General features: G+C 59.3%; 26 protein-coding genes and 2 pseudogenes. 7 read left to right on the top strand and 21 right to left on the bottom strand.

Annotated features, from left to right (window positions below):
• Window positions 1-13: 13 nt before the first annotated feature.
• The 7 genes and pseudogenes from RHIBR816_RS0109010 (at window position 14) to RHIBR816_RS33850 (ending at window position 9,353) form a co-directional block, all read left to right on the top strand.
• The gene (locus tag RHIBR816_RS0109010; RefSeq protein WP_018236197.1) at window positions 14-1,411 is read left to right on the top strand and encodes a CapA family protein; all 1,398 of its coding nucleotides are present in this window, start codon (window positions 14-16) and stop codon (window positions 1,409-1,411) included.
• Window positions 1,412-1,456: 45 nt separating this feature from the next.
• Complete coding sequence (locus RHIBR816_RS33855; RefSeq protein WP_018236196.1) at window positions 1,457-3,010, top strand: ABC transporter substrate-binding protein; 1,554 nt, start codon at window positions 1,457-1,459, stop codon at window positions 3,008-3,010.
• A gap of 90 nt (window positions 3,011-3,100) precedes the next feature.
• Entirely contained in the window at window positions 3,101-4,060 is a 960-nt protein-coding gene (locus RHIBR816_RS0109000) for an ABC transporter permease (protein WP_018236195.1), read from the top strand.
• A 3-nt stretch (window positions 4,061-4,063) separates the two neighbouring features.
• A complete protein-coding gene (locus RHIBR816_RS0108995; RefSeq protein ID WP_018236194.1) occupies window positions 4,064-4,999 on the top strand; it encodes an ABC transporter permease in 936 nt (311 codons plus the stop codon).
• Window positions 4,999-6,630, top strand: a complete 1,632-nt coding sequence (locus RHIBR816_RS0108990; protein WP_018236193.1) for an ABC transporter ATP-binding protein — start codon at window positions 4,999-5,001, stop codon at window positions 6,628-6,630. The genes RHIBR816_RS0108995 and RHIBR816_RS0108990 overlap by 1 nt, the downstream gene beginning before the upstream one ends.
• Before the next feature lie 95 nt (window positions 6,631-6,725).
• Window positions 6,726-7,448, top strand: a pseudogene (locus tag RHIBR816_RS35745) (transposase).
• Between the two features lie 387 nt (window positions 7,449-7,835).
• Window positions 7,836-9,353, top strand: a complete 1,518-nt coding sequence (locus RHIBR816_RS33850) for an alpha/beta fold hydrolase (RefSeq protein ID WP_018236191.1) — start codon at window positions 7,836-7,838, stop codon at window positions 9,351-9,353.
• A gap of 213 nt (window positions 9,354-9,566) precedes the next feature.
• Here the strand turns inward: RHIBR816_RS33850 and RHIBR816_RS0108975 are convergent, their stop codons facing one another.
• The 21 genes and pseudogenes from RHIBR816_RS0108975 to RHIBR816_RS0108870 all read right to left on the bottom strand — a co-directional run bounded on the left by RHIBR816_RS0108975 (window position 9,567) and on the right by RHIBR816_RS0108870 (window position 26,416).
• Entirely contained in the window at window positions 9,567-10,076 is a 510-nt protein-coding gene (locus RHIBR816_RS0108975; RefSeq protein ID WP_018236190.1) for an Lrp/AsnC family transcriptional regulator, read from the bottom strand.
• A gap of 409 nt (window positions 10,077-10,485) precedes the next feature.
• Window positions 10,486-10,905 carry a hypothetical protein gene (locus tag RHIBR816_RS33845; protein ID WP_245262571.1) on the bottom strand — a complete coding sequence of 140 codons (420 nt, stop codon included), beginning with the start codon at window positions 10,903-10,905 and terminating at the stop codon, window positions 10,486-10,488.
• A gap of 756 nt (window positions 10,906-11,661) precedes the next feature.
• A complete protein-coding gene (locus RHIBR816_RS0108965; RefSeq protein WP_018236187.1) occupies window positions 11,662-12,084 on the bottom strand; it encodes a hypothetical protein in 423 nt (140 codons plus the stop codon).
• A gap of 3 nt (window positions 12,085-12,087) precedes the next feature.
• Window positions 12,088-14,106: a conjugal transfer protein TraG gene (locus RHIBR816_RS0108960; RefSeq protein WP_026186792.1), complete on the bottom strand. Its 2,019-nt coding sequence runs from the start codon at window positions 14,104-14,106 to the stop codon at window positions 12,088-12,090.
• A 129-nt stretch (window positions 14,107-14,235) separates the two neighbouring features.
• Window positions 14,236-15,975 carry a VirD2 family relaxase/mobilization nuclease gene (locus RHIBR816_RS0108955; RefSeq protein ID WP_018236185.1) on the bottom strand — a complete coding sequence of 580 codons (1,740 nt, stop codon included), beginning with the start codon at window positions 15,973-15,975 and terminating at the stop codon, window positions 14,236-14,238.
• Window positions 15,976-16,215: 240 nt separating this feature from the next.
• Window positions 16,216-17,073 (bottom strand): lytic transglycosylase domain-containing protein, encoded by an 858-nt coding sequence (locus tag RHIBR816_RS33840; RefSeq protein ID WP_245262570.1) that lies wholly within the window; start codon window positions 17,071-17,073, stop codon window positions 16,216-16,218.
• A gap of 150 nt (window positions 17,074-17,223) precedes the next feature.
• On the bottom strand, window positions 17,224-17,550 hold the full coding sequence (locus tag RHIBR816_RS0108945) for a DUF736 domain-containing protein (RefSeq protein ID WP_018236183.1): 327 nt from the start codon (window positions 17,548-17,550) through the stop codon (window positions 17,224-17,226).
• Entirely contained in the window at window positions 17,547-18,098 is a 552-nt protein-coding gene (locus RHIBR816_RS0108940; RefSeq protein ID WP_018236182.1) for a S26 family signal peptidase, read from the bottom strand. Before RHIBR816_RS0108940 ends, RHIBR816_RS0108945 begins: the two co-directional genes overlap by 4 nt.
• A complete protein-coding gene (locus tag RHIBR816_RS0108935) occupies window positions 18,095-18,613 on the bottom strand; it encodes a DUF2840 domain-containing protein (RefSeq protein ID WP_018236181.1) in 519 nt (172 codons plus the stop codon). Before RHIBR816_RS0108935 ends, RHIBR816_RS0108940 begins: the two co-directional genes overlap by 4 nt.
• Window positions 18,614-19,218: 605 nt before the next feature.
• Complete coding sequence (locus RHIBR816_RS0108930) at window positions 19,219-20,079, bottom strand: replication initiator protein A (protein WP_026186790.1); 861 nt, start codon at window positions 20,077-20,079, stop codon at window positions 19,219-19,221.
• A 14-nt stretch (window positions 20,080-20,093) separates the two neighbouring features.
• Window positions 20,094-20,357, bottom strand: a complete 264-nt coding sequence (locus RHIBR816_RS0108925; protein ID WP_018236179.1) for an AlpA family transcriptional regulator — start codon at window positions 20,355-20,357, stop codon at window positions 20,094-20,096.
• A 174-nt stretch (window positions 20,358-20,531) separates the two neighbouring features.
• On the bottom strand, window positions 20,532-20,924 hold the full coding sequence (locus RHIBR816_RS0108920) for a DUF2285 domain-containing protein (protein WP_018236178.1): 393 nt from the start codon (window positions 20,922-20,924) through the stop codon (window positions 20,532-20,534).
• A 15-nt stretch (window positions 20,925-20,939) separates the two neighbouring features.
• Window positions 20,940-21,041, bottom strand: a pseudogene (locus RHIBR816_RS38980) (hypothetical protein); the annotation flags it as partial.
• 67 nt (window positions 21,042-21,108) lie between these two features.
• A complete protein-coding gene (locus tag RHIBR816_RS33835; protein WP_018236176.1) occupies window positions 21,109-21,321 on the bottom strand; it encodes a transcriptional regulator domain-containing protein in 213 nt (70 codons plus the stop codon).
• 154 nt (window positions 21,322-21,475) lie between these two features.
• A complete protein-coding gene (locus RHIBR816_RS0108905) occupies window positions 21,476-21,739 on the bottom strand; it encodes a DNA -binding domain-containing protein (protein WP_018236175.1) in 264 nt (87 codons plus the stop codon).
• 153 nt (window positions 21,740-21,892) lie between these two features.
• Complete coding sequence (locus RHIBR816_RS0108900) at window positions 21,893-22,105, bottom strand: helix-turn-helix domain-containing protein (protein ID WP_026186788.1); 213 nt, start codon at window positions 22,103-22,105, stop codon at window positions 21,893-21,895.
• Between the two features lie 274 nt (window positions 22,106-22,379).
• Entirely contained in the window at window positions 22,380-23,561 is a 1,182-nt protein-coding gene (locus RHIBR816_RS0108895; protein ID WP_018236173.1) for a hypothetical protein, read from the bottom strand.
• Between the two features lie 507 nt (window positions 23,562-24,068).
• Window positions 24,069-24,368 (bottom strand): hypothetical protein, encoded by a 300-nt coding sequence (locus RHIBR816_RS0108890; protein WP_018236172.1) that lies wholly within the window; start codon window positions 24,366-24,368, stop codon window positions 24,069-24,071.
• A 276-nt stretch (window positions 24,369-24,644) separates the two neighbouring features.
• Window positions 24,645-24,959, bottom strand: coding sequence for a DUF736 domain-containing protein (locus RHIBR816_RS0108885; protein ID WP_018236171.1), 315 nt, complete (start codon window positions 24,957-24,959; stop codon window positions 24,645-24,647).
• Window positions 24,960-25,616: 657 nt separating this feature from the next.
• Entirely contained in the window at window positions 25,617-25,775 is a 159-nt protein-coding gene (locus RHIBR816_RS35250) for a hypothetical protein (protein ID WP_157628150.1), read from the bottom strand.
• A 239-nt stretch (window positions 25,776-26,014) separates the two neighbouring features.
• Window positions 26,015-26,416 (bottom strand): hypothetical protein, encoded by a 402-nt coding sequence (locus RHIBR816_RS0108870; RefSeq protein WP_018236168.1) that lies wholly within the window; start codon window positions 26,414-26,416, stop codon window positions 26,015-26,017.
• Window positions 26,417-26,500: the final 84 nt, after the last annotated feature.

Here is a 26,500-nt window from a genome sequence, read left to right as displayed (position 1 = left end):
GAGATAACTACACATGACAATCATAGCTCTGACCGGCGACAGCATCGTTCAAAGGCGACTTCTCAGCAAATCAGACGGAGAAGTGAAGCCCTTATTTGATATTATTCGCGAAGCTGACGTCGCCTTCACAAACCTTGAAGTACTACCCAACGACTATCGAGGAGATCCCGCGCTTGACAGTGGCGGATCGCATTTTGGCGCACCGTCCTGGATCCTCGATGAACTTGTCGAAGCGGGCTTCGATATGTTCGCCACGGCCACAAATCATAGTTTGGACTACAGCATATCAGGCCTGGAATATGTCTTGGATCAGCTTGACAGCCGACGACTGTGTCACGCGGGTTGCGGCCGCGACCTCGAGGAAGCGAGGCAAGTCTCATATTTCACGACGTCATCTGCAACAGTGAGCATGATTGCTTGTGCATCGACCTTTGCTAGAGGCCAACAGGCAAGCAGGTGTACGCGTGCAATGCAGGGTAGACCAGGTCTGAACCCGCTTCGCGTCGAAAGCGTCTACGAAGTTCTGCCTGAACAGCTCGAGCAGATAAAAAAGATATCCTCGGACTTGGGCATCGAGCAGTTGCGGCGCCTCGATATTGACCTCGGCTTCGGTTTCGAAGCTGGCGGCGATATCTTTCCCTTCAACGGCATGAATTTTCGGGCGAGTGCTAAACCTAAGCACCGACAGTCGCCAAACAAGAAAGATCTCGATGAAATCCTACGCTGGGTCGAAGAAGCTCGACGAATGTCTGACATCGTGTTGGTGAGCATCCACGCCCACGAACTGGGAGAACGGGAAGAGGATCCCGCAGAATTTATAACGGAGTTTGCGCACGCTACCATCGACGCTGGCGCTGATGTTATCGTGGGCCATGGTCCTCACATTTTGCGAGGCCTCGAAATCTATAAGAAGAAACCGATCTTCTATAGCCTTGGCAATTTCATCGGCCAGAATGAGTTGGTACAGCGCCTGCCAGCGGATTCGTACGATTATTTCCGCGTGGACGAGAGTCTTACGCCAGGTGCTCTCTACCAAAAGAGATCGGATAACGATCGCATCGGCTTTCCCGCATATGCAAGATATTGGGAGACCGTATTGCCGATCTGCGAGTTCGAAGGTCACGACCTCGTCTCTCTGACAGTACACCCGGTGTCGCTGGGGCTCGGCGAAGCTCGTCATCGCCGAGGAAGACCACGGCTTGCTTCGGGTGATGCGGCATCTGCCATTCTTAAACGATTCTCGGCTCTCTCCCAGCCGTTTGGCACCAAGTTGGACATCAGCGGAGACATCAGCCGGTTGGTCACACACGAGAGAGGCCTTCTTCCGGATATGGCCCACCGCGATGCTCCCGGCAACGCCGGCCACCGCAATGCAAGTGAACCGAAAACAGCGACGGAGCCTTCATTCTAGTCCGTCGCTGACACCCGAAGACCAAGACAGAGAGGAACGACCATCATGATCCATATAAAGCACGTACGCGGGCCATTGGCTGCAACGATACTATCCGTCATCTCACTCGCGTTCGCAGGTCCTACAGCCTCAGCGGAAAGCGACGCCTTAGTCGTCGCGAACGGTTCTCAGCCGCCAAGTCTCGACCCGCATGTCTCGACCGCCACAACGACCAATATACTCGCTCGAAACATCTTCGAAACCCTGCTGACACTCGATGCGAACATGCAAATCCAACCAGGGTTGGCCGAGAGTTGGAACGTCAGCGAAGATGGACGAACATATCGCTTCACGTTGCGTCCCGGCGTCAAGTTCCACAATGGTCGGGCGCTGACACCTCAGGACGTCATAGCCTCGCTTGAGCGGTGGGAAGCCTATTCACAGCCTGGCAAGAATATTTTCCAAGGCGCGACCTGGACCGCTGAGGGAGAAAACACGGTTGCGCTCCAGCTGCCGGTTCCAAGGTTCAATGCGCTGCAAACATTAGCACCACTATTCGCTCAAAGCGCAGTGATTATGCCGGCTGAAATCGTTGCCGCTGCTGGGGACAAGCCCGTCACTGAAATCGTCGGCACGGGGCCGTTTCGTCTAGTCGATTGGCAGGCCGATCGCATGATGGAGTTGGAACGATACGACAAGTATACTAGCTTTGGTGGGAAACAGAGTGGCACTGCGGGCAACCGAACACCCGCATTTGACAAACTGCGTGTCGAATTCGTACCGGATGAATCTACTCGTACACTGGGTCTGTCTACAGGTGAGTACGATCTCGTCAACCCGGTCGCTTTCGACAACATCTCCGAAATTCAGGCTAATGAAAGTCTGAAGCTCGGATCGTTCCCTGGCGTTCTGCTCAACGTGGGTTTCAACTACGGAAAACCAGGAATCTTCCACGATATTCGTGCTCGACGCGCAGTCAGCGTTGGAGTTGAGCGCCAGTCAATTCTTGCGGCTGCAGCAGTAGATCCGAAATTCTTCCGACTAAATAACCATTTGATGCTGCTGGCCCAAAAGCAGTGGGCTCCAAACGTGGGCGAGACGGAATTCAATCCTGCCGACGCCGGCAAGGCAAAGGAACTGCTCAAAGAAGCGGGCTATGATGGCAGTGAGTTGACCCTTATCACCTCGCGTGACTTCGCCGAAATGTACAACTCCGCTATCGTAATCCAGCAACAACTGCAGGGGCTGGGACTGAATGTTAAAGTGGAAAGCTACGACTGGTCGACGTTCGTAAAAGTCCGTGCGGACAAAAATGCCTGGGATTTGATCATAATGGCCGCGGTTCCGAAGGCTGATCCTACCCAGCTGATCTTCTTGAACAAAGACCTTCCCGGGGGGGCTCAAGATGCAGGACTCGAAAAAATTCTTACCAAGTTCCGCAATGCCAAAACCACGGAAGAAGCGCAGAAGCTATATGGCGATCTCGATGCTTGGAACCAAGAGTACATTCCATCGGTCAGAATTGGTGAGGTTGATTACCCATTCGCTATGTCGAAACGGGTCGAGGGACTTCAGGTTCAATACGAACCAATCCCTTGGACGGTTCGCCTAACCGACTGAATGCTCAGCCTGAGCAGTCGAATGCTACACCTCTAACGGTACCGCCCTTGATCCGAAGGGCGGTACCGCAACTTAATTGGAGCAAACGCCATGCTTTCCTACACTCTGCGCAGAGCGGGTGCGCTGCTGCCCGTGTTGCTTGTCGTATCCGTCATCATCTTCTCGCTGGCTTACCTTACGCCTGGCGATCCGGCACGGACCACGCTTGGGCCGGAAGCGCTGGAAGTTGACGTTCAAAATCTGCGCGACAGCATGGGACTCAATGACCCGTTCTGGGTCCAGTATTTCCGTTGGATCTTAAATGCGATTCATGGAGATTTAGGGACTTCCTACTTTCTAAACATGTCCGTGGCGGAAGCCATTGGCCAGCATTTTCTACCGACCCTGCAACTGGCGGTGCTGACGATCTTGTATGCACTCGTCATCTCCATTCCATTGGGTACCTTAGCTGCACGCTGGCGAGGCTCTATCTTCGATCGTGGCGTTGCTGGCTTTACGCTGATTGGACTAACGTTCCCAAGCTTCGTGCTTAGCCTTATTCTGGTCATCGCGTTTTCGGTCTGGCTGCACTGGTTGCCAGTCGCAGGCTACCGCAATCCATTTAGCGATCCTTGGAATGGAATGCGGTATCTGATCCTGCCCGCGCTTTCGCTCGGTACGATTTATGCAGCGGTCATCACTCGCACGGTGCGCGCTTCGGTGCTTGACGTGCTGAAATCAGAATACGTGGATGCCGCCCGCTCACGCGGGGTTAACGAGACCCGGTTGCTCTTCGCACACGCCCTTCGCAACGCCGGGCTGCCGATCATCACGATGATCGGGTTGAGCTTTGCGTCGCTGGTCAGCGGAGCAGTGGTGGCGGAATCAATCTTTAACATTCCTGGAATCGGCTCCCTGCTCGTCAATGCCATTGAGCGGCGGGATTATCCTGTTTTGCAAGGCGTCGTGCTGTTTCTGACCTGCGTCTATCTCGGGCTCAACCTGTTGGTGGACCTGCTCTACGGCCTGATCGACCCGAGGGTACGACTTTCAGATGCAGGAGCGAAGTAAATCATGGCTATGACTGGAACCAACGACACAATCAGGAGCACACGAGGCGGCGCCCTTTCTCGGGCGCTGCACAATCCTCCGCTAATCTTCGGGTTTACCATCATCGCCGGGATGGCATTCGCAGCGGCGGCGCTCCCGCACTTGCTCGGTCTTGACCCGCTAGCAGTCGATCCTCTGCACCGGCTAAAGGCTCCGTCGGCCACGCACCTCTTGGGCACCGACAATTTTGGGCGAGATTTGGCAGCACGTATTTTGGCCGGCGCCTCGACCTCGCTTCGCTTGGCAGCGAGCGTCACCATCCTTGCCGCTGCTATCGGTGTCGCGGTGGGCATTCTGGCGAGTTTTTCTCGTCTTCTGGACCATGTGCTCATGCGGATATGCGATGGCCTAATGGCCATTCCAGCGATGTTGCTTGCGCTGGCGCTGACGGCGACATTCGGACCGAAATTCAGTAATCTGTTAATTGCGCTCGTCATTGTGTTCGTGCCCGGCATCGCCCGACTCGTGCGTGCCCGAGCGCTGGCGCTTCGCACGGAAACGTTTGTCGAAGCTGCCGTCGCCATGGGAGCGAGCAATCTTCACATCATGGCAAGACACATCTTTCCCAATGTTCTGTCGGTTCTTGCGGTTCAGGTAACCTTCATTTTCGCTGAGACAATCGTGATCGAAGCGGCGTTGAGCTTCCTCGGCGCGGGTGTTCCTCCACCCGCGCCGAGTTGGGGAAATATTCTCTATGATGGCAAAGCTGCGATCACAAAAGCGCCTTACATGGTTTTTTTCGCGAGTACGGCCATCGTGATTACCGTGATCGGACTCACCATGGTCGGAGACGGTCTGCGCGATTTGGTGGACCCAAGAATGGGCGTCCGCTCGGAGCCAGGCATGGCCAAAAGGCTCTTTCGCCTTGTCCTGCCACGCACTAGCGAAGGAGAGCGCTAATGAATATGCCCCTCAAAATCGAGAACTTGAAAATCTCCTTTGGCAGAGGCGCGGTAGAGGCTGTGCGCGATGTCTCATTGGAATTGCGACCGGGTGAGATCCTCGCCTTGGTGGGCGAGAGTGGTTCGGGCAAATCACTGACCGCGCGTTCGGTCCTCAAAATGTTCCCCGAGGGTGCTGTTGTCGATGGGCGGATCAGCCTGACCGGAGACAACGTGCTTGAAGCCTCTCCGAACGATCTGGAGCGGCTTCGCGGTGAAGCCGCAGCTATGGTGTTTCAGGAGCCCTCAACCGCGCTCAATCCTGTCTTCACCATCGGCTGGCAGATCGGTGAAGGGCTGAAGGCACACGGAATGCGGGATCCTCGTGAACGCCGCGCCCGCGCCGTCGAACTCCTGCGCGATGTCGACATCCCCGATCCCGAGACGAGGGTGGATTGTTACCCCCACCAGCTCTCTGGCGGTCAGAAACAGCGCGTTGTGATAGCGATGGCGCTGGCGTTACGCCCGGCGGTCATCATTGCCGATGAGCCGACTACAGCGCTCGATGTAACCGTCCAGGCAGGGATTCTTGATCTGCTGCGGCGCTGCAGGGACGAGTTGGGTAGTTCGATTCTGATCATCACCCACAACTTAGGCGTAGTGGCGGACCTCGCAGACCGGGTCGCGGTAATGTACCAGGGCCGGATCGTCGAAGAAGCCTCTAGCACTGCGCTGTTTTCGTCACCGAAAGCAGACTATACTCGCAGGTTGTTAGCGGCAGTGCCTCGTTTGGGTCAAGGGACAGCGAAAGACGACAACACCAGCCGGGAGCGGCTGGTTCTTGTGGCCGATCAGTTGGAGATCACCTATCCCAGCCGCTTCGGTAGAACGCCAGTGCCTGCGGTAAAGAGCGTTAGCTTCGACATTGCAGCCGGCGAAGTCTTGGGCCTTGTCGGTGAAAGTGGGTCAGGGAAGAGCACGATCGGCCGGGCGGTCGTTGGGCTCTCGCCCGTCACAGGCGGCGCGATGCGGCTTTTTGGCGCTGATCTGCGTCATGTCAAAGGTGAGAGCCTGCGCCAATTGCGCAGACGCGTGGGATTTGTCTTTCAGGATCCGGCTTCTTCCTTCAACCGCTTTATGACGGTTTTCGACTGTATCGGCGAGCCGCTGCGTGTGCATCGCGCGCTATCTTCGTCGTCAGAATTCAGATCGCGCGTGCTCGAGTTGCTTGATCAGGTGCAGCTACCGCGTGAGATGGCCACGCGTTATCCAGGAGAGCTATCAGGCGGGCAGCGGCAGCGGGTCGGTCTTGCGCGTGCGCTTGCGCTGAATCCTGAGTTCATCGTGGCGGACGAACCAACCTCAGCGCTGGACGTCTCGATCCAGGCCAAAGTGCTTGAGCTGTTCCGGGCATTGCAAAAGGAGCTGGGGTTTGCGGCCCTGTTCATTAGCCATGATCTGGCTGTGGTTGAAGAAATAGCGCACCGCGTGGGAGTTCTGCGCCACGGACAGCTTCTGGAGCTTGGCTCCGCTCGCCAAGTGATGTCGTCGCCAAGCGATGATTATACGCGGCTGCTCATCAATTCTGTTCCTGTGCCGGATCCACTGGCCCAAGCCAAAAAACGGATGCTCGCGGGTTCCATATCCTAGTTGCGCAATGCGGTCGCTGCTCTTGAAGGGCAACGACCGCACTTAAACTGTTCCGTCAGATTGACATTGAGTGAGATGGCCCGAAAGCCCCGGCCATCCTCCCCACTATTTCCGGAGCGATACAGCGGCGCTGGAGCACGGCGCAGAAGCTGGTCCATGAGACCTGCGAGGCGAATACTACGGTGAGCCTCGTTGCCCCGCCATGGTATTCAGCCGAACCAGTTGTTCGCATGGCGCAGGCTGGCCTCCACGGAGCGCTGACCGCGACGGCCGCCGAGAAAGAAGTCGGCCCCGCTTCGAAATACCGGGCACTTCAGGCCAGGTGCAAGAGTTGCAGCGCCTTTCGATGGAGAGCGAAATGCTCAAGGAAGCCCCCACAATCGCCGGCGGCCAAAAAACAGGTCGCCGTCGCGCGCTCAAACACCAGATGGTGCCCAGACGGCTTCGAGATCGACGCGACAACAAGGAGAAGGCCCGCGTTGCCTTAGCTCTCGATTGTTGCGACCGTGCGAGGCAATCACCCCTGTCGCCACCACCGAAGGCATCAAAAGCGAGGACGTGCAGGCCTCATCACCGCCGTCGAGATCCGCTTCGGCCGCATCGACATGCCGCCACAGCCCTTCGAATGGCCCACCGAAAAGGATCCTGCTTCATCGCCAAGGACACCAAAATCCTTGCTCGGCGACATCGGCAAGCCCAAAATCTACAAGCACGATTATGCCTCGGTCAACCCGATCCCGGACGTCGAAACCGTCATCGTGGGCCTCCGTTCTGGTTTCGATCACGAACACAAGCCTCAGCTGCACAAGGCTTTATGATATCAATCACCGAGCGAGTTCGTTAGCTTGCGATCTTAAACTTGAGCATTTCCGGCCCTTTGGGCGCGACTGCATGCGGCGGATTTGAGAGTTGCTCTCACGCCCACACTAGCTAATGCCGTCATCTTGAATGTGTCAAGGGCTTGGGTGCGATTCTAAGAACGACGTAAATCGCCTAGTACACAACGCGATCCATCCAGCCTGATGTCGTGTTCCTGCCCGCCACGTGCTCGTTGTGAAAACATAAGGCGCCAGCCGCGAAATTTTTTGTGCTTCGCGGCAGCTATATCAGTAACTTATTCGGCACATTTCCGGTGCGCCGAAAAAACAAGTGGTGATTGTCGCATATCCTTTCCGGCGTACTACTGTTGGGAGGATCGAAATCTTATGAGAGTGCTTTCTGGACATCATTCGTGGCTCGGTGTGACAGCCTTGGCCGCAACCCTGCTTTATGTGGGCTTCACCTCCGGGGCGGCTGCACAATCCATGCTCAGGCAGTCGCACTGCGCAACGGAAGCTTTAATGACCCTCGGAGCCACGTGCTACGAGTTCACGGGAGAGGAGAACTGGGATCATCCCAACGGCAAAACGGTGACGCTGCCGGTTGCAGTCTTAAGTAACGGAGACAGTGACCCGCAACTAACTCCGGTCTTTTTCTTTTTTGGAGGGCCGGGGGCGACGCACCTGGCAAATGAAGAGAAGATCCAGGCGACGCTTGAGGACATCAAACCGCGGAGGCTCGTACTCGTCGAACCGCGAGGTTTCATGTATGCAAGACCTGCTTTACATTGTCCGGGACTAAACGCCATCAATCACTACTGGCGGCAATTCGCACCCGACGTGTTCGATCCGGTGGATCTCGATACACGCATCAAGCAGCAAAGTGACTATGTTCAGGCTTGTTACCACAAACTAAAAAAAGATGGCGTCGACGTCACAAAGTACACAGACTACGAAATTGTCAGAGACTACGAGGAGATCCGCGAAGCGCTCGGTTATGAGAGCATCGATCTCTATGGCGTCTCTACCGGTGCGGGTACGGTCCTGTCATTCTTAAAATATCATGGAGCACATGTTCGATCGGCCGTCCTCGGATGGCCGTGGATCAATGAACTCCGAAACAGACCTGCAATTGACGAGTTTTTCACCCTAAAACAAGTATATGCGGACATTCTAGCAACCTGCGTGCGCGAAAGCAAAGAATGTTCGCAGAGATTTCCTGGATATATGTTCGAGGTGGACCGCGTGCGGGCCATCCTTGATGCCAAACCTTATGAAACCACCGTGTCCACTGAAACGGGCGGGCAGCGCAAGGTCCGAATCGATGGCGCTGCATTTCTTAGCCAGCTGTATATCTATCTTCCCGACAACTACCATCTGCTACCCAAAGTGCTTGGAGCTATAAAACGGGACGATTATGCTTCGTTGAACGAGTTCTTTAATCTTGGCGCGATCGACAAGGTCCAGCCAGAGACTCCGCCTTGGGCACTCGGACACCTCTGGGCTCACATGTGCGGTGATATGGGAAAAAATCGGCCGACACCTGAAGAATCGATCGCGATGATCAAGCGTGAGCCGGCTTTGATGGGCTTTGAGCCGAACCTGCTGTGCGCGTGGTGGGGAGAGGATTCAGACGTGCCTGTTAATCTAAACACACCACCGGTGGTTGGCCTGCCGGTCCTTGCACTCCACGGTCAGCTAGACACTTGCTGCGGGACAAGATGGAGCGAAATACTGATGAAGACGATGCCCAATCTGCAACGTGTAGAACTGCAAGGGCAGGGGCACGGTGCGGACAGCCCGTGCCGTCACAGAATAATTTCCGCTTTCCTCAGTTCACCTCGAGCGAAGGTCGATGATTCATGCAAAAACGATGAGCCACTTCGAAATTGGCTCTTTGAATAATTGCATAATGCGGCAAATGAGTGACTGAGTGCAGCCGATGTGTTTCTGGCATCTCGTCCTAAGACACGAGATGCCAGTGCGCCAGATCAAGCAGTGAGGAACGTGCGTGCGCCTCAAGTGGGAAAACCGGGCTTACATCAGCCATCTGCCAACAAATTGTGACTGATACCGGCTTCGCCGGGGCATACGTCCCAACCCAATCATCCTGCAGTCTTATTCAGAAACAAAATCTAATGATGATATTGGCGTGTAGTTTGATGATTTGACAACCTTTGTAACTACATAGGATAGATACTTTTCGACGCCAACTTCAGAGACGAGCAAATCGTCGATGATGACTTGGTATTCAGTTGCGCTTTTTGAAACAACTTTGATTATGTAATCTATCCCACCTGCAAGGCCAAAGCATTCAATAATTTTTTTGTTGGCCCTCACGCATCGTTCGAATTTTTCAAAATCATGCGCTCTATGGCGGAAAAGCTTTAGTTCTGTGAAGAAAAAGTCAACGTGCGACAATAAACGAACATTTATCTCTGCGTGATAATTAAGAATCAGTCTCTTTTTCTCGAGCTTACGCATACGCTCCAGGCACGCGCTCGCTGATAGACCGACCTGCATCGCAAGTTCGCTTTTGCGAATGCGTCCATCTGTTTCGAGGGCCATTAGGATCCGCAGATCAATTGAATCCACCTCGACTGCTGGCCATCTACGCGAACCGTACATAAGCGTTGCTCCACCGGCGCCATGGTGATCTATTTGGCGTTGCGACCTTTCCAGATCCACCGTTCGGTAGCATGACAATTTCGGCGCGTCCGGTCAATTGATAAGATTGTATAATGACAATGGCGCTACTTTCAGCGAGGAGACTGTCGCTTTCGTAGCAATGGACTTATCTACGGTCTCAGGCGGCAACATTCGGCCAGCCTTCCCGTGTGGACCGCTCAGAAGTGGTACAACAAAGGTCGTAGAACCTCCAACCATTCCGGCTGTCGTACCCAAGAAAATGACATTCGCTCGTGCCGCCACAGGATTAAGTGTTCCCGGCATCAGCCGGGGGGACTCCCCACCGTTTAACAAGCGGATTTTGGAGCGACCAGAGAGGGGTCGAAGGTGGTGCCAGTTTTCAGCATGATCAGCATAGCGCAGGCGACGGCGAGGAGGCCATCGGCGACTGATCGCTGGGCGCGCCCGTGTGAGGTCGTATTGAACGGCGACGCGCGCCCAATGGTACATGGCGTTGGCCAGTCGCCGACCAGGGTGAAGCGGTCGCGGAAACGATCCATTGTTTCGGATTGATGGCATGTACCCTGAACCCGCGCTCAATCAGCGTCTCGACCACGGGGCCGTGCGGCACCTCAATTGCGAGCTGGATTGCGTCCCTCTCAACCGCGCCGCTCGTCGCCATCAGCAAGGCGGCCATCTCGGCGAGCCCTTCGCCGCCGTGCCTGAAAGACCCTTTGCCGATTTTTCGACGCTTACCGTCCGTGAGGAACACATGATGGCTCTCCGACGCCCCATTGACGCCAGCATAACAATGTTTTTGATCAGTCATGCCTTCTCCCCGTTCGAGCATACGAGCCACCGCGATCTTCGCCGATCCCTGTACTGGCGCTCGGAAAAGCACAGCTCCGGCGCGCTTCAAAGACAAGAACATCAGAATGGTGCAACGGCTCGTCAAAGCCTGGCGCATGGAAATGGCTGGGCTGATTATCCTTGATGGCGGCTGGATAAAGAGCTTGCCCGTATCACCTGCCGTCGCGGCGGCAGGTGATACGGGCACCCAGGCGTTCGCTGCGCTCGGTAACATTCCTAGGTGAGGCAATAGGGGGGGCAATTCCTCGGTTCGCTTGACACGAGTATCTCGAGAACCGCATGTGAAGGGTACGGGGGCTGAGCCTATTAGCGGCGGCTCGGTATTGCGCGACCCGTACGCAGGCACGGGGAACTCCAAGGAAAACCTGTTGGTCCCCTTGAAAGGGTCTCCTTGAGAATAGCGCGGCAACAATTGACGTCATTTAAACGGGACAACATGCAGCTTTCGAGCAATATCCCCCGCGCCACGCATGATTCCACAATGACTACTTAATCGCGTCGACGCAGTACTGCTTGAAGCTGTTCAGGAGAACATCCTCTGGCGTCGGGTGAACTCACAAAGAGCAAGGCCGGCTTGCACGTCCCACGGAAATCTAGGAGTCCCCGGGATTCTTGGTCGTCCTTGCGACCGCCCGGCTGTCATGGGTGCGCGCCGCGAGCGGCGGGCCTCTCTTCAAGACGGTATCGTTCTTCCGGTTCGGCTCGCTTTGGAAAGTCAAGATTCAACCTCATCGAAAATTTCCTGGTGAAGCCTTGGCCCTCCCGCGAGCCGCCGCCCGAGTGCTTCAAGGAACTTGTCATACCGCTCGCCACCCGTTGCACGGGCCGCGGCTTGCGCGGCCGGCGGAAGAGACGCGGTCGAATTCAGCCAGAAGCGGATGAAAAGGGCAAAGGCTTCGTTGGCGATGCTGATGTCACGCTCGAGCCGCTGCATATTGCGATCGATCCGATCGAGACGCTTCGCAAGACCTGCCTCCTTCCGCTCGTCCGCATCTGGCGAGAGAAACGACGCAATTGCCGCCTCGGCCACAAGAGAACAAGACTGCCCTCGCCGCTCCGCGAAATCGGCAAGCTGACGCTTCAACTCCGGATCAAGATAGGCCGACAGTCGCTGTTTCTTGTCAGCGCGTGGTACCATGAGTCACAGCTCCATGCCGTCGTTGGTATCCAGCGAAATCTGCCGCGCAACCTGGCGCATGCTTCGCGCCAGCGCCTGATTGTTCACGGCACCGCGTTCCGCTTCGTTGATGTCGGGCTCGAACTCATTGAAAGGCGACATAGCTGGCTGGGGCGCCACATCCTTGTGCTGCTCGAGGCCGGGCTCACGGCGCAGGCCAGCATTGGCGGCATCATCGGCTGGATCAACCGCTTCCTCTTCATCGGTCTGGTTGGTGATTATGCTGCTCCGCTCCCCGTGCAGTGGGGCCGAGATCGGACGCAGTAACGACCAGTCATCCGTCCTGAGCGCTGCATCAACATGCGGCGCGGAGGAAACCGGAAGGACACGCTGCTTGAACCGCGCATCCTCGTAGTACCGCGCCTTTTTCGTCCGGATCGGTGGCACGCCGGCAACCATGACGATTTCGTCATCCGGCGGAAGCTGCATCACCTCGCCGGGAGTCAGCAGCGGCCGCGCCGTCTCGGATCGCGAGACCATCAGATGTGAGAGCCACGGCGCCAGCCGATGGCCGGCGTAGTTCTGCATCGCCCGCATCTCCGTCGCCGTGCCGAGCGAGTCGGAAACGCGCTTGGCGGTGCGTTCGTCATTGGTGGCGAAGCTCACCCGCACATGGCAGTTGTCGAGGATCGAATTGTTGGGACCATAAGCCTTCTCGATCTGGTTGAGGCTTTGCGCGATCAGGAAGGCCTTGATGCCGTAGCCCGCCATGAAGGCGAGCGCGCTCTCGAAGAAGTCGAGGCGGCCGAGTGCGGGAAACTCATCGAGCATCATCAGCATGCGATGCCGACTATCTCGCGCGTGTAGATCCTCCGTCAGTCGCCGGCCGATCTGGTTGAGAACGAGACGGACGAGCGGCTTGGTCCTTGATATGTCGGAGGGCGGCACGACCAAATAAAGTGTCGCAGGCTGTTCACCACTGACGATGTCGGCAATTCGCCAGTCGCAACGTCGCGTGACGGTCGCCACCACCGGATCGCGGTAGAGCCCGAGGAATGACATCGCCGTCGATAGCACCCCAGAACGCTCGTTGTCGGATTTGTTGAGCAGTTCGCGGGCGGCACTTGCAATGACCGGGTGCGGCCCCTTCTCACCCAGATGCGCCGTCGTCATCATCGCAGCGAGCGTCGACTCGATCGGCCGGCGGGGATCGGAGAGAAAGGCCGCGACACCGGCGAGCGTCTTGTCCTTCTCCGCATAAAGGACATGCAGGATCGCGCCAACCAAAAGCGAGTGGGAGGTCTTCTCCCAATGGTTTCGCTTTTCAAGCGAGCCTTCGGGATCGACCAGGACATCGGCGACGTTTTGGACGTCCCTCACCTCCCATTCGCCTTTCCGTACCTCCAGCAGCGGATTGTAGGCGGCCGAGTTAGGATTGGTCGGATCGAAGAGCAGCACGCGGCCATGCATGGCGCGGAAGCCGGCGGTCAATTCCCAGTTCTCGCCCTTGATGTCGTGGACGATCGCCGAGCCCGGCCAGGTCAGCAGCGTCGGCACGACTAGGCCAACGCCCTTGCCGGATCGGGTCGGGGCAAAGCAGAGCACATGCTCGGCGCCGTCATGGCGGAGATAGGCGTCGTCATAGCGGCCAAGCACGACGCCGTCATTGCCCAGCAGCCCGGCCCTCTCGATCTCCTCACGTGCGGCCCAGCGGGCGGACCCATAGGTATGGACGTCCTTGGCTTCACGCGCCCGCCAGATCGACATGGCGATCGCGGCGGCAATCGCCAGCAACCCGCCGGATGCGGCAATGGCGCCGCCTTCCAAGAAGACGTGGGGGGCATAGGCGTCATAGAAGTACCACCACCAGAACAGCGCCGGCGGTGGATAGACCGGCAGGCCGGCGACCTCGAACCACGGTATTCCCAATTGCGGCTGGAACCCGAGCCGCCAGGCCGTCCACTGCGTGGCCGTCCAGATCGCGAGGGCCACGATCACGAGGACGACGATAATCTGGCCCCAGAGCACGCGCGTGGTAGGCAAGTCGTTGTTCCCTTCCGCAGTCGAAGCAGGACAACAGTGGAAGGCGATTGCACCGCGTGTTGCAACGCGCGCGAAAGCGGACATCGCAAACCGGCGCACGCCATCGAAAAATTACTTGCGGCTCGCGGTTCAAAGACCGAGGCCGCGTTTGCGGCCAAAACTCCAATCGACGCCGCCGTCCGTGCGGCCGACGCCAGAGATGTGTTGCCCGATATGTTTCTCGATCGACGGTGTCCATGGTACGAGCTTAAAGCCGAGGCCATCATCGACCATGGCGAAGCGGCCGGAGGCGAGCGCGAACCGCTGGCGATAGGTGCCGGCGACATACTCCCCTGCAGCCGATGAGTGGAACGGCATGTTCATCTCCTGCGAGAGTTTCTCACCCAGCGCATCGAGCTCGCGTTGACGCAGGGTGCCGAGAAGATTTCGGGCGAAGACGACGCGGCCGGCCTCGCGATGCGCCAAGCCCTCCCCGATCAGATGCTCGGTTCGCGCCTCCATCGCCTGGCCGACCTCGAACCCAAAACCGCCACCGAGCTCGACCGGATCGCGGGCTGTGAGCTGTCGATCGAGCCAGGTCGCGCCCTCAGCCTTGATCTGCGCATCGAGCGAGAGATCGGAGCGGATGGCGAGCGCGACACGACGTGTGCCTCTCGCATCCTCGAAGGAACGTAATTCGACGATCGAGCCCGGCGCGCTGTCGCCCGCCGCCTCGATGTCGGGAAACCGAATGTGATGGGTACGACCATCGGTGCCGTCGACGACGGCGAAGGCGGTCCCCCGCAGCTCGTCGTCGAGGCCGCGCTCGACCAGCCGGCCAATGAGCGGCCGATCCGTCTCACCGGATAGCACGTAATCCGCCTCGCCGCGCTCGATCCCCTGCCCTGCGAGAGCCTGATGCATGCGCTTGATGATGTCGCCGCGGGTCCCGAGTTCCCGCAAGGTTGTCTCGGCTTCCTCGTCGATGATCCACTGACCGGGACCGACGGTTTCGGCAAGGCCGAGACGTTCGAGATGACGCAGCCGCCCGACCTTCTGCACCAGGTACTCGTCGGGCTGGCGGTCAGGCGCCGGCGCGACATCGATGATGCCGTGCCTGCCGGCGTCGCGGACAAGCTGACGATCGAGGTCTGTCCAACGATCCGCCTCGATCTGGCCCTCCAGCGATCGGCTGATCTCGCGCTCGGTGCGAGGCCCAAGCTCCTGGGTGACGAGGTCCTGCGCCCGATCCCGCAGACCGGATCGGATATAGTCCCGGTCGATCACCAAATCCTGCCCGTCATCGGCGCGGCCGCGCAGGATGACATGCACATGTGGATTGTCGGTGTTCCAGTGATCGACGCCGATCCAGTCGAGCTTCGTGCCGAGATCCTTTTCCGCTTGCTGCATCAGTTCACGGGTGAAGCGCTTCAGGTCCTCCATGTCCACCGCGTCTTCCGGGGAGACGATGAACCGGAAATGATGCCGGTCGTCCTTGCAACGATCGGCGAAGTCGTTCGCATCGGCATGGTCGGTCTCAGGGCCGAACATGCGCGCCTTCTCGCCATCACGGGTGACCCCATCCCGGCGCAGGTAGTTCAGGTGCCGTGCGAGCGGTCCGCGCTCACCCTTGTTGCGAACGAAGCGTGCCTTGACGGTGCAATGCCGCGTGCGATTGGTGATGAGGCGATTGGCGCGCACGCTCGCCACGCGCCCTCGGGCGAAGCTCGGCCCGCGGCCCCGGCCGGACGTGATCTTGCTAGATCGCGATACGCGCCCGCCGGCCTTCTCGGCGGCGGCCAGCGCCTGGGCGATGAACGGTCTTGCCCTCTGGGCCTTGCTCGAGCGGATGCGCCCTGGCCGGACGCGGAAATCGTCGTCACGGTTCATGCGTTTTTCCGCCGCGAGGTGCGAAATCCGTTGAAATTACTGGATGATTTGGGGGTGCACACATCGCGCTTGTGAGCCGCGAGGTGCGGAAAAGCTGGAAAAGGCCAATCAAAACAACCGACCGTCCAAGCCGCGATGCGCGGCCTTTTATCTTGCCATACCCGGTTGTTTTCGCACCGCCCCCACCCTCTGCCGCACCAACTACGATCCGGACCTCCATAGCACACCATGCCTCACCCCTCATTGCTGCCGCTCCTCATCGGTTACGCGCTGGACGAATATGTCCGCGGCCCCCGGTGCGAGAGCCGAGAGATCGATGATCGCGGTCGTATTCCCAGAGCGCTTCGATCGTCTGTCCGCCGACCCGTCTTTCACTTGATGCACATCGGCTCGCTGCACGAAGAACAACGGCGCATCGGCCCATTCATTGCGCCGCGACCGCGCCGCGATCCGCACGATTGGCGCAGCTTCCGTGTCAATCATCGGCACGAGTTTTGCCATGTAGTCGATGGTCTCGTGGGGCAACGGATCGCCTGTTACGAGATGCTTTTCGTAGCGGCCTGGCCCGGCATTGTAGGCAGCGAGAAAGCCTGGGGAGCCGTAAAGGTCGTGCAGCTCTGCAAGGTAGGCAGCGCCTGCCAGAATGTTGTCGCGCGGATCGTAAGCGTCGTCGCCAAGATGATGGCGCACGCGCAACTCGGCCCATGTCGCCGGCATGATCTGCATAAGGCCCATCGCGCCTTTCGGTGAAATCGCGGCCGGATCATTGCGGCTTTCGACCCGCATGACGGCGCGTATCCAATGCTCCGGAATGGCGAAGCGTTTGGCGGCGTCGGCGACAAAGCCGGCATAGGGACCGGACGACACGGAAACCGATGAATGGTCAGCCAGACGATTGCTCGATGGCGGATCGGCCGATGCCAAGCCAGGCAGCGCGACGATCATCGCGAGTGCGATCGGCAACGCCATGAGCACTGGCATGATAGCGCAGGCAACACCGTCCCGAACCGCTGCGAGCCTGCCATCGTGCTCGCTGCGGTCAAGGGCAAGGCTTCGCCGCCGGCCGGAGTTTTCCGGACGGGTAGCGGCGGAAGGCATGCCCGTCTCCCGGAAAACTTGCCGCCGCCCTTGACCTTCGCTGCGCGCGCCGGCTGTCCGATAGGCGATCGGGTCGAGGGGATTGACCGGCGTGCAATCGATCAAGGGGATTGGACCTGAAGAGGCGCAAGAGCGACGGTAGCGCATCGCTCAAGCCTGTTCGTCGCGCCGGACTTTGCGCGTCCAGTGGAGGTTCCAGATATCCTTCTTGGTATCGGATTCGAACATCCGGGCGCGGATCGGCTCGACGAAGGACGGATCGTCGATCGACACCGAAAGGTAGCTGCCGGCGCGCTCGCCGGTGCGGTCCCAGGCCGCGCCGACTTCCTGACCGGCGGCAAAGACGCGGTGGTTCGGCGCATTCTCGGCGTCCGATTCCTCGGCCGGCAGGATGGTGACTTCGATGTCGAGGGTGAGCGTGCGGATGCGTCCGAAGAAGCCATCATCCTTGCGCGTGAAGGTACCAATCTGGGTCACGGGTTTTGCCTTTCTGTGGTTGAGGAGGTGGGTGTCGGTGGCTCGTCGAAGGTCCACACCGGGACGGCACGGCCGATAACGGCGGACAGCGGCAGCGCCCCGAAATACCGGCCGTCGAGGCTGTCGCGCACGTCCCAGTTCATGAAGAAGGCCTGGCCCTTCTTGATCGTGATGCAGCCCTGCCAGACGGGGAGCGGCCGACCATGGCTGTCACGCTCGAGGGCCTCGCCATAGATCATGTCGTAGGCGCTCATCGCCTTGCCGTTGCGGCAGACTTTGGTGCCGGAAAGCGCCAGCACGCGCTTGAGAAGCGGCACGCCTTTCGGCAGATAGCCGCGCTGATCGAGGAAGCTCGCGAGCTCGTCGGGCGGCATCACCACGGCAAGATCGGTGACATTCAACTGGTCGACCGGCTCTATGCGATAGAGTCCGATCGGGGCACTCGCCGAGGCATTCCAGATGAGTTTCTTTTGCGGATGGAAGAAAATCAGTCCCGCGGTGAAGAGAGCGGAAACATAGGTGGCGATGATCCAGGCAAGGCGGGTCATCGGGCCTCTCCTTCGTCACCGGGATCGCCGATCGCCGCCCGCTTCAGCCAGGCGCGATGTTGCTCGCGCGAATAGGCGTGGAAGGGTTCGTTGACGCTGAGGCGGTGATGAAGGTGCCGCCAATGGTCGGGCGAGACCTCAGTCGGTTTGATGCCGAGCGCCTCGATCGCGTCGATGGCGAAGAGCACGGTTTCGACCTTCGGCCAGCCGTGTAGCCTGAGCAGGATTTTGCCGCCGGGGCGAACGAAGGGCAGCGTCTGATATCCCTCGCCGGCGCGGACGGCACGTACGATGTCGATACGCGAAATCACCGTGCCGTAGTCGTTGGCTGCCCAGCGGACGAAGGCGAAGAGGCTGCCGGGCGCAAAGCCGACGATGCGTTTCTCGCGGCCGATCCGCTGCTCGGTGGCAATTTCACCAAACCGGATCCAGTGCTCGATCTTGCCCTTGCGCCAGGTCAGCTCGACCACCGTCGCATCTGCGGGGAAGCTATCCGGCCTCTCAAGCGTACTCATGGCGCGCCTCCCACCGTCGGCGCGCGCGGGTTCGGCGGGTCCCGTCGTGTGTCCTTGGATTCGCGGAAGATCCGACCAACCAGCCGCGCTGGCGCTCGAACCGCCTGCGACACGAAGTGTTGCGTCGCTAAGGGTTGGAGATCAGCAGCGATGTCGCTGCAAATCTCCTGCGCAAGCATGGGGCATGGGCGTGCCGCCGCATCCACGCCCATCGTCGATGGATCCAGACCAATGACCGAGGGCGCGATTAAGGGGAGATCCCGTTCAACGATTAAAGGAACGCGAGTCCACGATTTAAGGAGCCGTTCAATCATTTATCGGCCCCGTCCATGCTTTTGGGGAAACCGACAGTCGGTCGGATCGGCCCGCAATCGGATGGTTCACAGCGGTGATTTTGCGGGGGTGCGTTAGGCAGAATCCGAAGGATTCTGTGTTAGGTAAGTTAGAAGGGGCCAGATTCGACCTGTTCTGCCAATGGATTACGACCCGTTCGCGTTCCCGATAGCACGGGGATCGCGTCCCGGATAGCACGGGCTTTGGCGTTCCCGATAGCACGGGCCCATCCACAGCTTGTCCACAGCCGGCGGAATTGGACGAGCGGACAGTCATGGCGCCACCCGTTGCGCGCGCTTGGAAGCGGCGCTTTCCGGTCGTGCCGGACGAAACGTCAGCCGTTCGCGCCCGTTCGGGTCGATGGAAAGTGCCAGCCGGTAGCCGGCCAGTGGCTGGCGGCCGACGATCGCCCGCACCTCGAAGCGGAAGCGACGCAGCGGCGAGAGGCTGCCGGACTTCAGATGCAGATGCTGGAGATCGAAGCTCCAACCCCAGGTCTGGCGGCCGCCGTGCTTGCGTACGAGGCGGTAAAGCCATCGCTCCAGGCCGCCGGTCAGATCGAAATAGGCGTCGTCGATCGTCAGGATCAGCGCATTGTCCAGGACACCGGCATAGAACCAGTCCGGCAGGATCATCTCGACGCCGAGCGGCCTTCCCTTGTCATCCAGCTTCTCCTTCCATTCGGCAATCCAGGAAAAGCGATGGCGGCGCCGCTCCGACGGCTGGCGGATCGAGGTGACGACGGTGGTCGATTGCAGCCGGTCGAGCGCTGCTTTCAGCCGCTCGTAGCTCCGGGCGGAGTCGTCACGATTGATGAAGGTTAGGATTTCATACGGGGTGGCCGACATGAACCGCGACGTGCGCAAGCCCTTGTCGCGCGCCTCGACGATCTGCGACGCCGCCCAGATCAGGATGTCGGCGTCCCAGATGGTCGCCATGCCATGCTCGGCGGTCGCCTCGACCCGGATGGCAACGTCGCCCATCTTGAAGTCGATCGGCCGGACGCGGCGGGACTTGGCGAGCGAGAAGAACGGCCAGGACATCAGGTCCTGCGCGTCTCTTGCCGCGATATCCCCGCCCCTCGCCTGGAAGAGTTCGAGCTGCTGGCCCTGGTAAGTCCGATGCGTCGTCATGGAAACCGCGACCGTCATCGCGCCGTGCCGGCGGCGGGAATGAGGGCCGGCGCCACCCGGGCTTTCGCGGCTTGAGAGGTCGAATGCCGCGCGGCGGCTTCGACCCAGGCTTCGAGATCAGCGACCGAATAGACGACGCGGCCGCCAAGCTTGCGATAAATCGGGCCGGTGCCCTCGCAGCGGTGCTTTTCCAACGTGCGGGGAGAAAGATCGAGCAATCGCGCGGCTTCGGGGGTGCGCACGAAGCGCGGCCAATCGGGATCGGTTTTCTGTGGCATCTTGGGCCTCCGTCACAACCGCCACGGCATTGGCGGATCGGTTGCGACGATGGCGAAGATCAGAGGACAAGGCGGAGTGACAGAGTTGCCGGTCTCCTGCAAATGTCCCCCCAAGGGCTAAGAAGGGGGACATGGTAATGGCCGGCGTAATGCTCTCGGTTTTGAAGGGATTGATTATTCGGAATCTGGCCTGAGCAGGCGGCGATAGCCGCCCTTGATCAGGTCGCGAGCGGCTTTGAGCAGGCGGTGGAGCCTACGGCGCTCGGGGGTGTTCTTCCAGTCGATGGAACGCATCGTCTTGAGCCCCGGGTTCAGCAGCACGCTTGCCACTTCCTGACGGGATGCGCCTTCGGTGACCCCATCCCAGGCGCGCAGCATCAGGCTGAAACGATGGATGCGATAGGGCGAGAAGCGCTGCCAGCGCGGCGGTGGACCAGATGCCTGGCTCGTGAGCCAGCGATGCCATCGCTGCAGGCTTTGGAGGCGTTCGGGGAGATGGGCATCGAGCGGGATGAGGACCGCCGCCTTGAGCGGCGCCGTGCCATTCGGAAACCAAAGCCTATGCACACCATCCGCATCGCGGATGTGGACATGATAACCGTTGCTATGGACGGCATTCTCCGCCGGCAGAGCGTCGGGTTCGAGGAAGAGGCAATCTTCGAAGCCCGGAGGTGCCGGCGTTATGACAAGCGTTGCCGGGAAATGCTGCGGCAGCCAGATGGGATGTGATTTGGTGGCGGGTCGGTATGGATCAGCTGGGAAACGTGAGACCCCACTGCCGGGTCAGGCCCTCCCTCGCCGCAATAACCGTATCAGGGTCCTTGGAGCTCTGGTTCATGACCGAGTCGTAGTGCGCTCGGTACTCGTCATCGCGCCTCAGGAACTCGAAGCTGACCCCGCCCCGATCCAGAAGGCCGAGGTCCTGTTCGAACTTCGGCGAGCGCCAATCCTCTAATGGTTCCATCGGCAAGTCCCTTTCCGGATGCGAACATGAGAGAGGCGGTCATGTATTCATCGCTCCGGGGCTGGAACAACCCCCGATTTTGGAATGGGCGTCTTCGCAATTCACTTATTGCGAGTGCCCGTATGATGGCAGCAACGTGGCGTAAGGGACGCCTCTACTGGATGGGCGGTTCGAGCAGATGGCGGTAGCCGACCTTCGTCATCCAGCGGGCGCGAGCAAGATGGGTGTCGTGGATTCGCTTGGCTCGTTCGGGGTCGGCGTCGGGATCGATGCCAAAGATGATCTGGACCGCCTCGCGCCAGTCAGCACCTTCCGCGTCTGCGTCGAGCAGCCGCAGATAGGTTGCGAAGTGAGCTTCATCGTAATCGTTCACCCTGTCCGTCAGCGGCGGGCCATCGTCCCGCAAGGGCTTGCTCATCGATCACTCCTCACTTTATAGGCGCCGGTTCCCCTTGAGCCGTAACCCGCCGGCGGCCCAAGAGTTTCACAAGGATTAGTTTCCAGCAAGACAGCAAAAGGATTATGTCGGCGGCTGGCCCGCCGGCGAATCGCACAACCAAACGAGCTGCCGTCAGGTGTCATTGCGGAGGAATTCGACCGGGTCGACCCCGAGGGCGAGCGCGAGCTTTTCGAGCATATCGATCGAGGCCGCGAATTCTTCGCGTTCCAGCATGCCGACATAGTTGCGATTGACATGAGCACGATGGGCAAGCTCTTCCTGCGACATGGATTTCTCCTGTCGAACACGGCGCAGGTTCCTGGCGACTCTCTCCCTCAGGCTCATGCGGGAGAAGTCACCGGATACCTAATATACTACCACCCAATATATTAGGTATTCGTCTCAGTCGCCAGTCGCCCGGCGAAAAATTTGCGACGTGGATCCGCGAGCCGGGCGCAAGCCCGGCGAGCGCGCGCGCCAATCCGGCATAGCGTTATACCGCAATTGTGGGTTCACGGCTCAGGCACAATACGGCAGGTTCCAGCGCGTCGACTTGACGCGCGGCGGGCAGACGGACCGGAAGCGAAATCCTCCCTCGCTTCCGGTCCGTTATTTTTGGTCAGACCCGCTCAAGCAGGGTCTTCGCCTTTGCCTCGAGATCGAGCCGCGCATCCTGATGCGACTTGGTGCGGGCGTGCGCCGTCATCCCCTGCACGAAGTCGAAGATGCTTTCCGGCGGGCGTCCTTCCTCCTGCAAGACGACATCGATGATCTTTCCGGTCTCGGCCTTGCTAAAGCCGCGCTTACGCAAGAACGCCTGCCGATCCTCATCGGTGTGGGCAACGATCCGCTCCCGCGCCGCCTTGATCCCGGCGACAAAGGGCGCGGGAGAAGAATTGGCAAACGAGCGCAAGGCGGGTGCTGCCTCATGCGCGAACCGCTGCGCCGCGAACTTCGAATGCCGAATGGTGATCTCTTCGAAATTTTCGCAGCCCCACAGATTGCGGTTCATGCAGACGGCGCGGAGATAGAAGCTCGCTATCCCGAACGTCTTGCTGCCGACTTCGCTGTTCCACGCATAGAAACCCCGGAAGTATAAATCGGGCTCGCCATTCGGCAACCGTCCGGCCTCGATCGGATGGGTGTCGTCCACCAGAAACAGGAAAACATCGCGGTCGCTGGCGTAGAGCGTGGTGGTGTCCTTCGTCACGTCCACGAACGGGTTGTGCGTCATGGTAGCCCAATCGAGCACGCCGGGAACCTTCCACATCGTATCGCCGACGCCATCGCCCGCAATCTTCATGACCGCTTCCACCAATCTCCAATCATGGATGCGACCATAATCCGGGCCCGTAACCGCCCGAAGCTCGATGCGGCCTTCGTCTGCCTCATAGGTCTTCACAAGTTCAGCCTGATGCGAAAGCAGGCCGTGCTGCAAGTTGATTGCCGCAAGCGGCGCGGGAAGCTGGCGCATATAGGTTGCCGGTGCGCCGACAAGGCTGCAAAGCTGCCCGAAACTCCAATGCGTCGGGGCAATGGGTTCGTCCTGACCGGGAACGATGAGCGCAAGCCTCTCGGCATTGTCGCGGCTCGCTTCGACGCGCACGGCGCGGCTTTCCACTGTGCGGGCCGTTGCACGATCCGCCCTCGCCTTCACCGCGTCGTAAAGCTCCGTCAGCGAAAGATAGCGCTCGTCGTCTGGCCGCGAAAACCATTCCGACGAAACCCGCCCGATCCGCTCGCCGCGCGAGATGTCCACCTTGAAACCATGCTCTACCTGCTGGCTATTCATGACGTTCATGTCCTTGCTCCTTTTCCCGTTGATGCCGGAGGCATGTCCCTCGACATGCTTCCCGGGGGCGCGCGAGCGCGCGGGGATGGAGGGGGCAAATGCCGGCGAGCATGGCCGGGCTGCCAGCGTGAGCGGGACCTGGTGGAGAAACTGGGAGGTGATAGTTGTGGTCAGTCCTGCGAACCGGCGGACCTGCCATGCGCAGGCGGCAATTGCGGGGAGCAAGGGGGAAAGTCTCCCTTGGCTCCCCTACTGCACAGCCGGACCAAGACGACGATGTCGCGCGCTAAGCTCTGTGTTGAATTCGAGGTCCGATGACTTCCAGAAGATCTGGCAGAACCAGGGAACTGCCCGGTTACCACCGTCGCCGGCCCCGGCGGCGCTTCGTGGTACGCTTCTTTTGCACTTGCATGGATTGGTAGCCTGTTGCCGCCGGCCGCGGCGTGGGCGCCATTCGATGGTTGCCTAGATTTCGGGCAACGCAACATAAGTCACGCCCGATATTTGCCTGGCGTCTTATGGTCGGTCGACCTCCTCAATGATCTCGCAACTGCCGATAATCGTCTCTAATCCGTGATTGAGCAGGCTCATGACTGCCGATGGCGTCATGGGGACTGTTTCCACTTTTTCCAGATAGATCGGGAAGGCCATATGCCGGTCGGACGCAAGGTCGTCGCGTGTCGAGAACATCTCGCGCCTCGCTTCTTCGATGCTCTCATAAAAGCAAGCTGGCAACTCGTAGTCTCGCCAACGATCTTCATCGAGCTCGATTTTGGACCAAACCGTATAGAACGTAACTACGGGGGCTGAATGCATTGTTATCTCCTTCCAAGTTGCGATTGTCGCCCCAGGAAAGCTAACCATGTTTTTGGGAGCAGCAACGTGCAAAATTGCACCTCGGGAGAGAGCTGCAAAAAATTTCAAGCCACCGCCTTCGATTGAAGGGCTTCGTGCCGGTCGGACGCTTCGACGTGAGGCGCAGCGGCTGGCTGGGCGGGGACATTGAGGTTGCCACCATCCGAGGCCAATTACGACACAAGGAGCTTGGAGTCGGCTGAAGCCCCGCTTGCGCGGGGCCCAGCGGTGCTTGGATCAGCTTGCGGCGCGGCGGCGCGACCAGATGAGCGCCAGTTCCTCGCCTTCGGTTTCGACCAGGCTGGCATAGATCGGGGCGGCGAAGCTCGGATCGTCCAGCTTGACGGAGAGGTAGGAATTGCCCTTGTCGGACTGCTTCTTCCACGCCGCGCCGAACTCGCAAGCCGAGGCCAGCACTCGGTAGTCCGGGCCGTTCTCGGTGTCGCCCTCGGCGGGCACGAACTTCACGGACTTGACGTTAAGGGTGAGAGTTTTGACCGAGCCCGAGATTTCGCCGGTTTCGGAGCGGTGGAAGGTGCCGATGGTAGCCATGATGCAATGTCCTTTCTTGCTGATCGGATCGCGCCTATCGCGATCTCGATGACGGTCGTTGGACCGGGGACGATCGGGCCGCACCCTTGGGCCGGAATGGAATGGAGGGCGGCCGACAACCGCTTTTTTGGCTTCGCGATGCAAAGCCGGCTCTCGGGCCGGCGGCGGAAAAAAGCGGATGGCGGACGTTGCGGATTTGAGAGCGAGGCGGCCATTTCGCCGCCGGTCTTCGGTCAGACCAGATCAATCGAGTTCGCGTTGGGCGTGATCTTGTCAGTGGAATCAGGGCGACAGCATCATGGCTACCATCAGCGCCTTCGCCTCCGTGAATAAAGGCATCTTGGGCTCGCGCAACATGGGGCCGGTTCATTTAGGCCTGTGATGTTTTCCGCCGATCGACATTGCGCGTGTTAGGGCCGGACTTCTGTTGGTCTCGCCGTCAACCGCGTTGGCGCAAGTTGGAAGAGGCCAACGGCATGGTCACCACGGTCCAATCCGCCAAGCTGGATGATCCGCGTTCGCCGCTGAACCTGCATGGTTGGCTTGGAACAGAAGCACCGGACTGTTCTTCAGCCCGGTGCGGTGCTGCGTTGCTGCATGTGGTGTTCATCGCCGGCCTAGCGCGAACGGGGCCGACCGCACGACAGCCCGTCGCCGCTAACCCACCGTCTCCACGATTTCGTAGCTTTTGAGGAAGGCGCCCATGCCTTCATTGAGCAGCGTCAGCAGGTTGGCTTTGGATACTGGAAGCGTTTCGATCTTTTCGATTCGGAAAGCAGGAAGCTCCTCATTCGCCGCCTTCAGATCATCACGCAACCCCGTGACCTCGGCTTTCACCTCTTCAAAGCTGGCGAAGTAGATGTCCGGAATGCCGGTCTCCTACCAACGCGGCTCTTCGTCGTCTCGTACCAGGGAGTAGGTGAACAATTCGAACGATTGATCCTGCTTCATATGCTTCTCCTGCTTCGTTTGAAGTCGTAGCGTGCACATTCCCGTTGGATCGGAAAACTCGCAATACTGTGAATCCTACATAAACGGCCACCGCCGGAGCCGCTTCACCGCAGTTGGGCGAGCCGCACCGCCGCCGAGAGACCGACAAATCCTCCGCTTGCAAGGCAGAGGAAGTGCCTCGCGGGTTCCGACACAGGCGCAGCACCGATGACACCGTACATGAGCGCATATCCTGCGACGGCGGCGGGAGCGGCATAAGCTACGGCGAGGAACAGCTTGGCAGTTGGATTCCGTAGGCCCTCCCGCAGATAGATGAATAGTGCAAGCGACAGAATGCCGGCGGCGACGCCAACAATGCCCGCTGCCATCCATTCCGCACCACATGCGAGCGCCAGGCGGAATGCGGCAAGGCCAAGCATGAACGGTAAGGCATGGGTCGCCAGCGTGAATGCGAGAACGCACATTGCAGCGGCCGACGCGACAGCCAGGAGGATAATCTGTGTCATGGGCGATATTCCCCGCGCTCTCGACATCTGGCGACGATCTGATGCCTGCGCGTTTCGACGGCGATGATGATCGTGTTTGCGTCG

It is taken from the genome of Ensifer sp. BR816 (assembly GCF_000378985.1).
GTDB lineage: Bacteria > Pseudomonadota > Alphaproteobacteria > Rhizobiales > Rhizobiaceae > Sinorhizobium.
The sequence above is the reverse complement of the archived record's forward strand: the minus strand, read 5'-3'. Positions and strand labels throughout refer to the sequence as shown.

What these genes read in the sequence shown, in the direction of transcription:
- RHIBR816_RS0109010 (WP_018236197.1), top strand. Translation starts at nt 14, where the DNA reads ATGACAATCATAGCTCTGACCGGCGACAGCATCGTTCAAAGGCGACTT.
- RHIBR816_RS33855 (WP_018236196.1), top strand. Translation starts at nt 1,457, where the DNA reads ATGATCCATATAAAGCACGTACGCGGGCCATTGGCTGCAACGATACTA.
- RHIBR816_RS0109000 (WP_018236195.1), top strand. Translation starts at nt 3,101, where the DNA reads ATGCTTTCCTACACTCTGCGCAGAGCGGGTGCGCTGCTGCCCGTGTTG.
- RHIBR816_RS0108995 (WP_018236194.1), top strand. Translation starts at nt 4,064, where the DNA reads ATGGCTATGACTGGAACCAACGACACAATCAGGAGCACACGAGGCGGC.
- RHIBR816_RS0108990 (WP_018236193.1), top strand. Translation starts at nt 4,999, where the DNA reads ATGAATATGCCCCTCAAAATCGAGAACTTGAAAATCTCCTTTGGCAGA.
- RHIBR816_RS33850 (WP_018236191.1), top strand. Translation starts at nt 7,836, where the DNA reads ATGAGAGTGCTTTCTGGACATCATTCGTGGCTCGGTGTGACAGCCTTG.
- RHIBR816_RS0108975 (WP_018236190.1), bottom strand. Translation starts at nt 10,076, where the DNA reads ATGTACGGTTCGCGTAGATGGCCAGCAGTCGAGGTGGATTCAATTGAT.
- RHIBR816_RS33845 (WP_245262571.1), bottom strand. Translation starts at nt 10,905, where the DNA reads ATGACTGATCAAAAACATTGTTATGCTGGCGTCAATGGGGCGTCGGAG.
- RHIBR816_RS0108965 (WP_018236187.1), bottom strand. Translation starts at nt 12,084, where the DNA reads ATGGTACCACGCGCTGACAAGAAACAGCGACTGTCGGCCTATCTTGAT.
- RHIBR816_RS0108955 (WP_018236185.1), bottom strand. Translation starts at nt 15,975, where the DNA reads ATGAACCGTGACGACGATTTCCGCGTCCGGCCAGGGCGCATCCGCTCG.
- RHIBR816_RS33840 (WP_245262570.1), bottom strand. Translation starts at nt 17,073, where the DNA reads ATGCCTTCCGCCGCTACCCGTCCGGAAAACTCCGGCCGGCGGCGAAGC.
- RHIBR816_RS0108940 (WP_018236182.1), bottom strand. Translation starts at nt 18,098, where the DNA reads ATGACCCGCCTTGCCTGGATCATCGCCACCTATGTTTCCGCTCTCTTC.
- RHIBR816_RS0108935 (WP_018236181.1), bottom strand. Translation starts at nt 18,613, where the DNA reads ATGAGTACGCTTGAGAGGCCGGATAGCTTCCCCGCAGATGCGACGGTG.
- RHIBR816_RS0108930 (WP_026186790.1), bottom strand. Translation starts at nt 20,079, where the DNA reads ATGACGACGCATCGGACTTACCAGGGCCAGCAGCTCGAACTCTTCCAG.
- RHIBR816_RS0108925 (WP_018236179.1), bottom strand. Translation starts at nt 20,357, where the DNA reads ATGCCACAGAAAACCGATCCCGATTGGCCGCGCTTCGTGCGCACCCCC.
- RHIBR816_RS33835 (WP_018236176.1), bottom strand. Translation starts at nt 21,321, where the DNA reads ATGGAACCATTAGAGGATTGGCGCTCGCCGAAGTTCGAACAGGACCTC.
- RHIBR816_RS0108905 (WP_018236175.1), bottom strand. Translation starts at nt 21,739, where the DNA reads ATGAGCAAGCCCTTGCGGGACGATGGCCCGCCGCTGACGGACAGGGTG.
- RHIBR816_RS0108900 (WP_026186788.1), bottom strand. Translation starts at nt 22,105, where the DNA reads ATGAGCCTGAGGGAGAGAGTCGCCAGGAACCTGCGCCGTGTTCGACAG.
- RHIBR816_RS0108895 (WP_018236173.1), bottom strand. Translation starts at nt 23,561, where the DNA reads ATGAACGTCATGAATAGCCAGCAGGTAGAGCATGGTTTCAAGGTGGAC.
- RHIBR816_RS0108890 (WP_018236172.1), bottom strand. Translation starts at nt 24,368, where the DNA reads ATGCATTCAGCCCCCGTAGTTACGTTCTATACGGTTTGGTCCAAAATC.
- RHIBR816_RS0108885 (WP_018236171.1), bottom strand. Translation starts at nt 24,959, where the DNA reads ATGGCTACCATCGGCACCTTCCACCGCTCCGAAACCGGCGAAATCTCG.
- RHIBR816_RS0108870 (WP_018236168.1), bottom strand. Translation starts at nt 26,416, where the DNA reads ATGACACAGATTATCCTCCTGGCTGTCGCGTCGGCCGCTGCAATGTGC.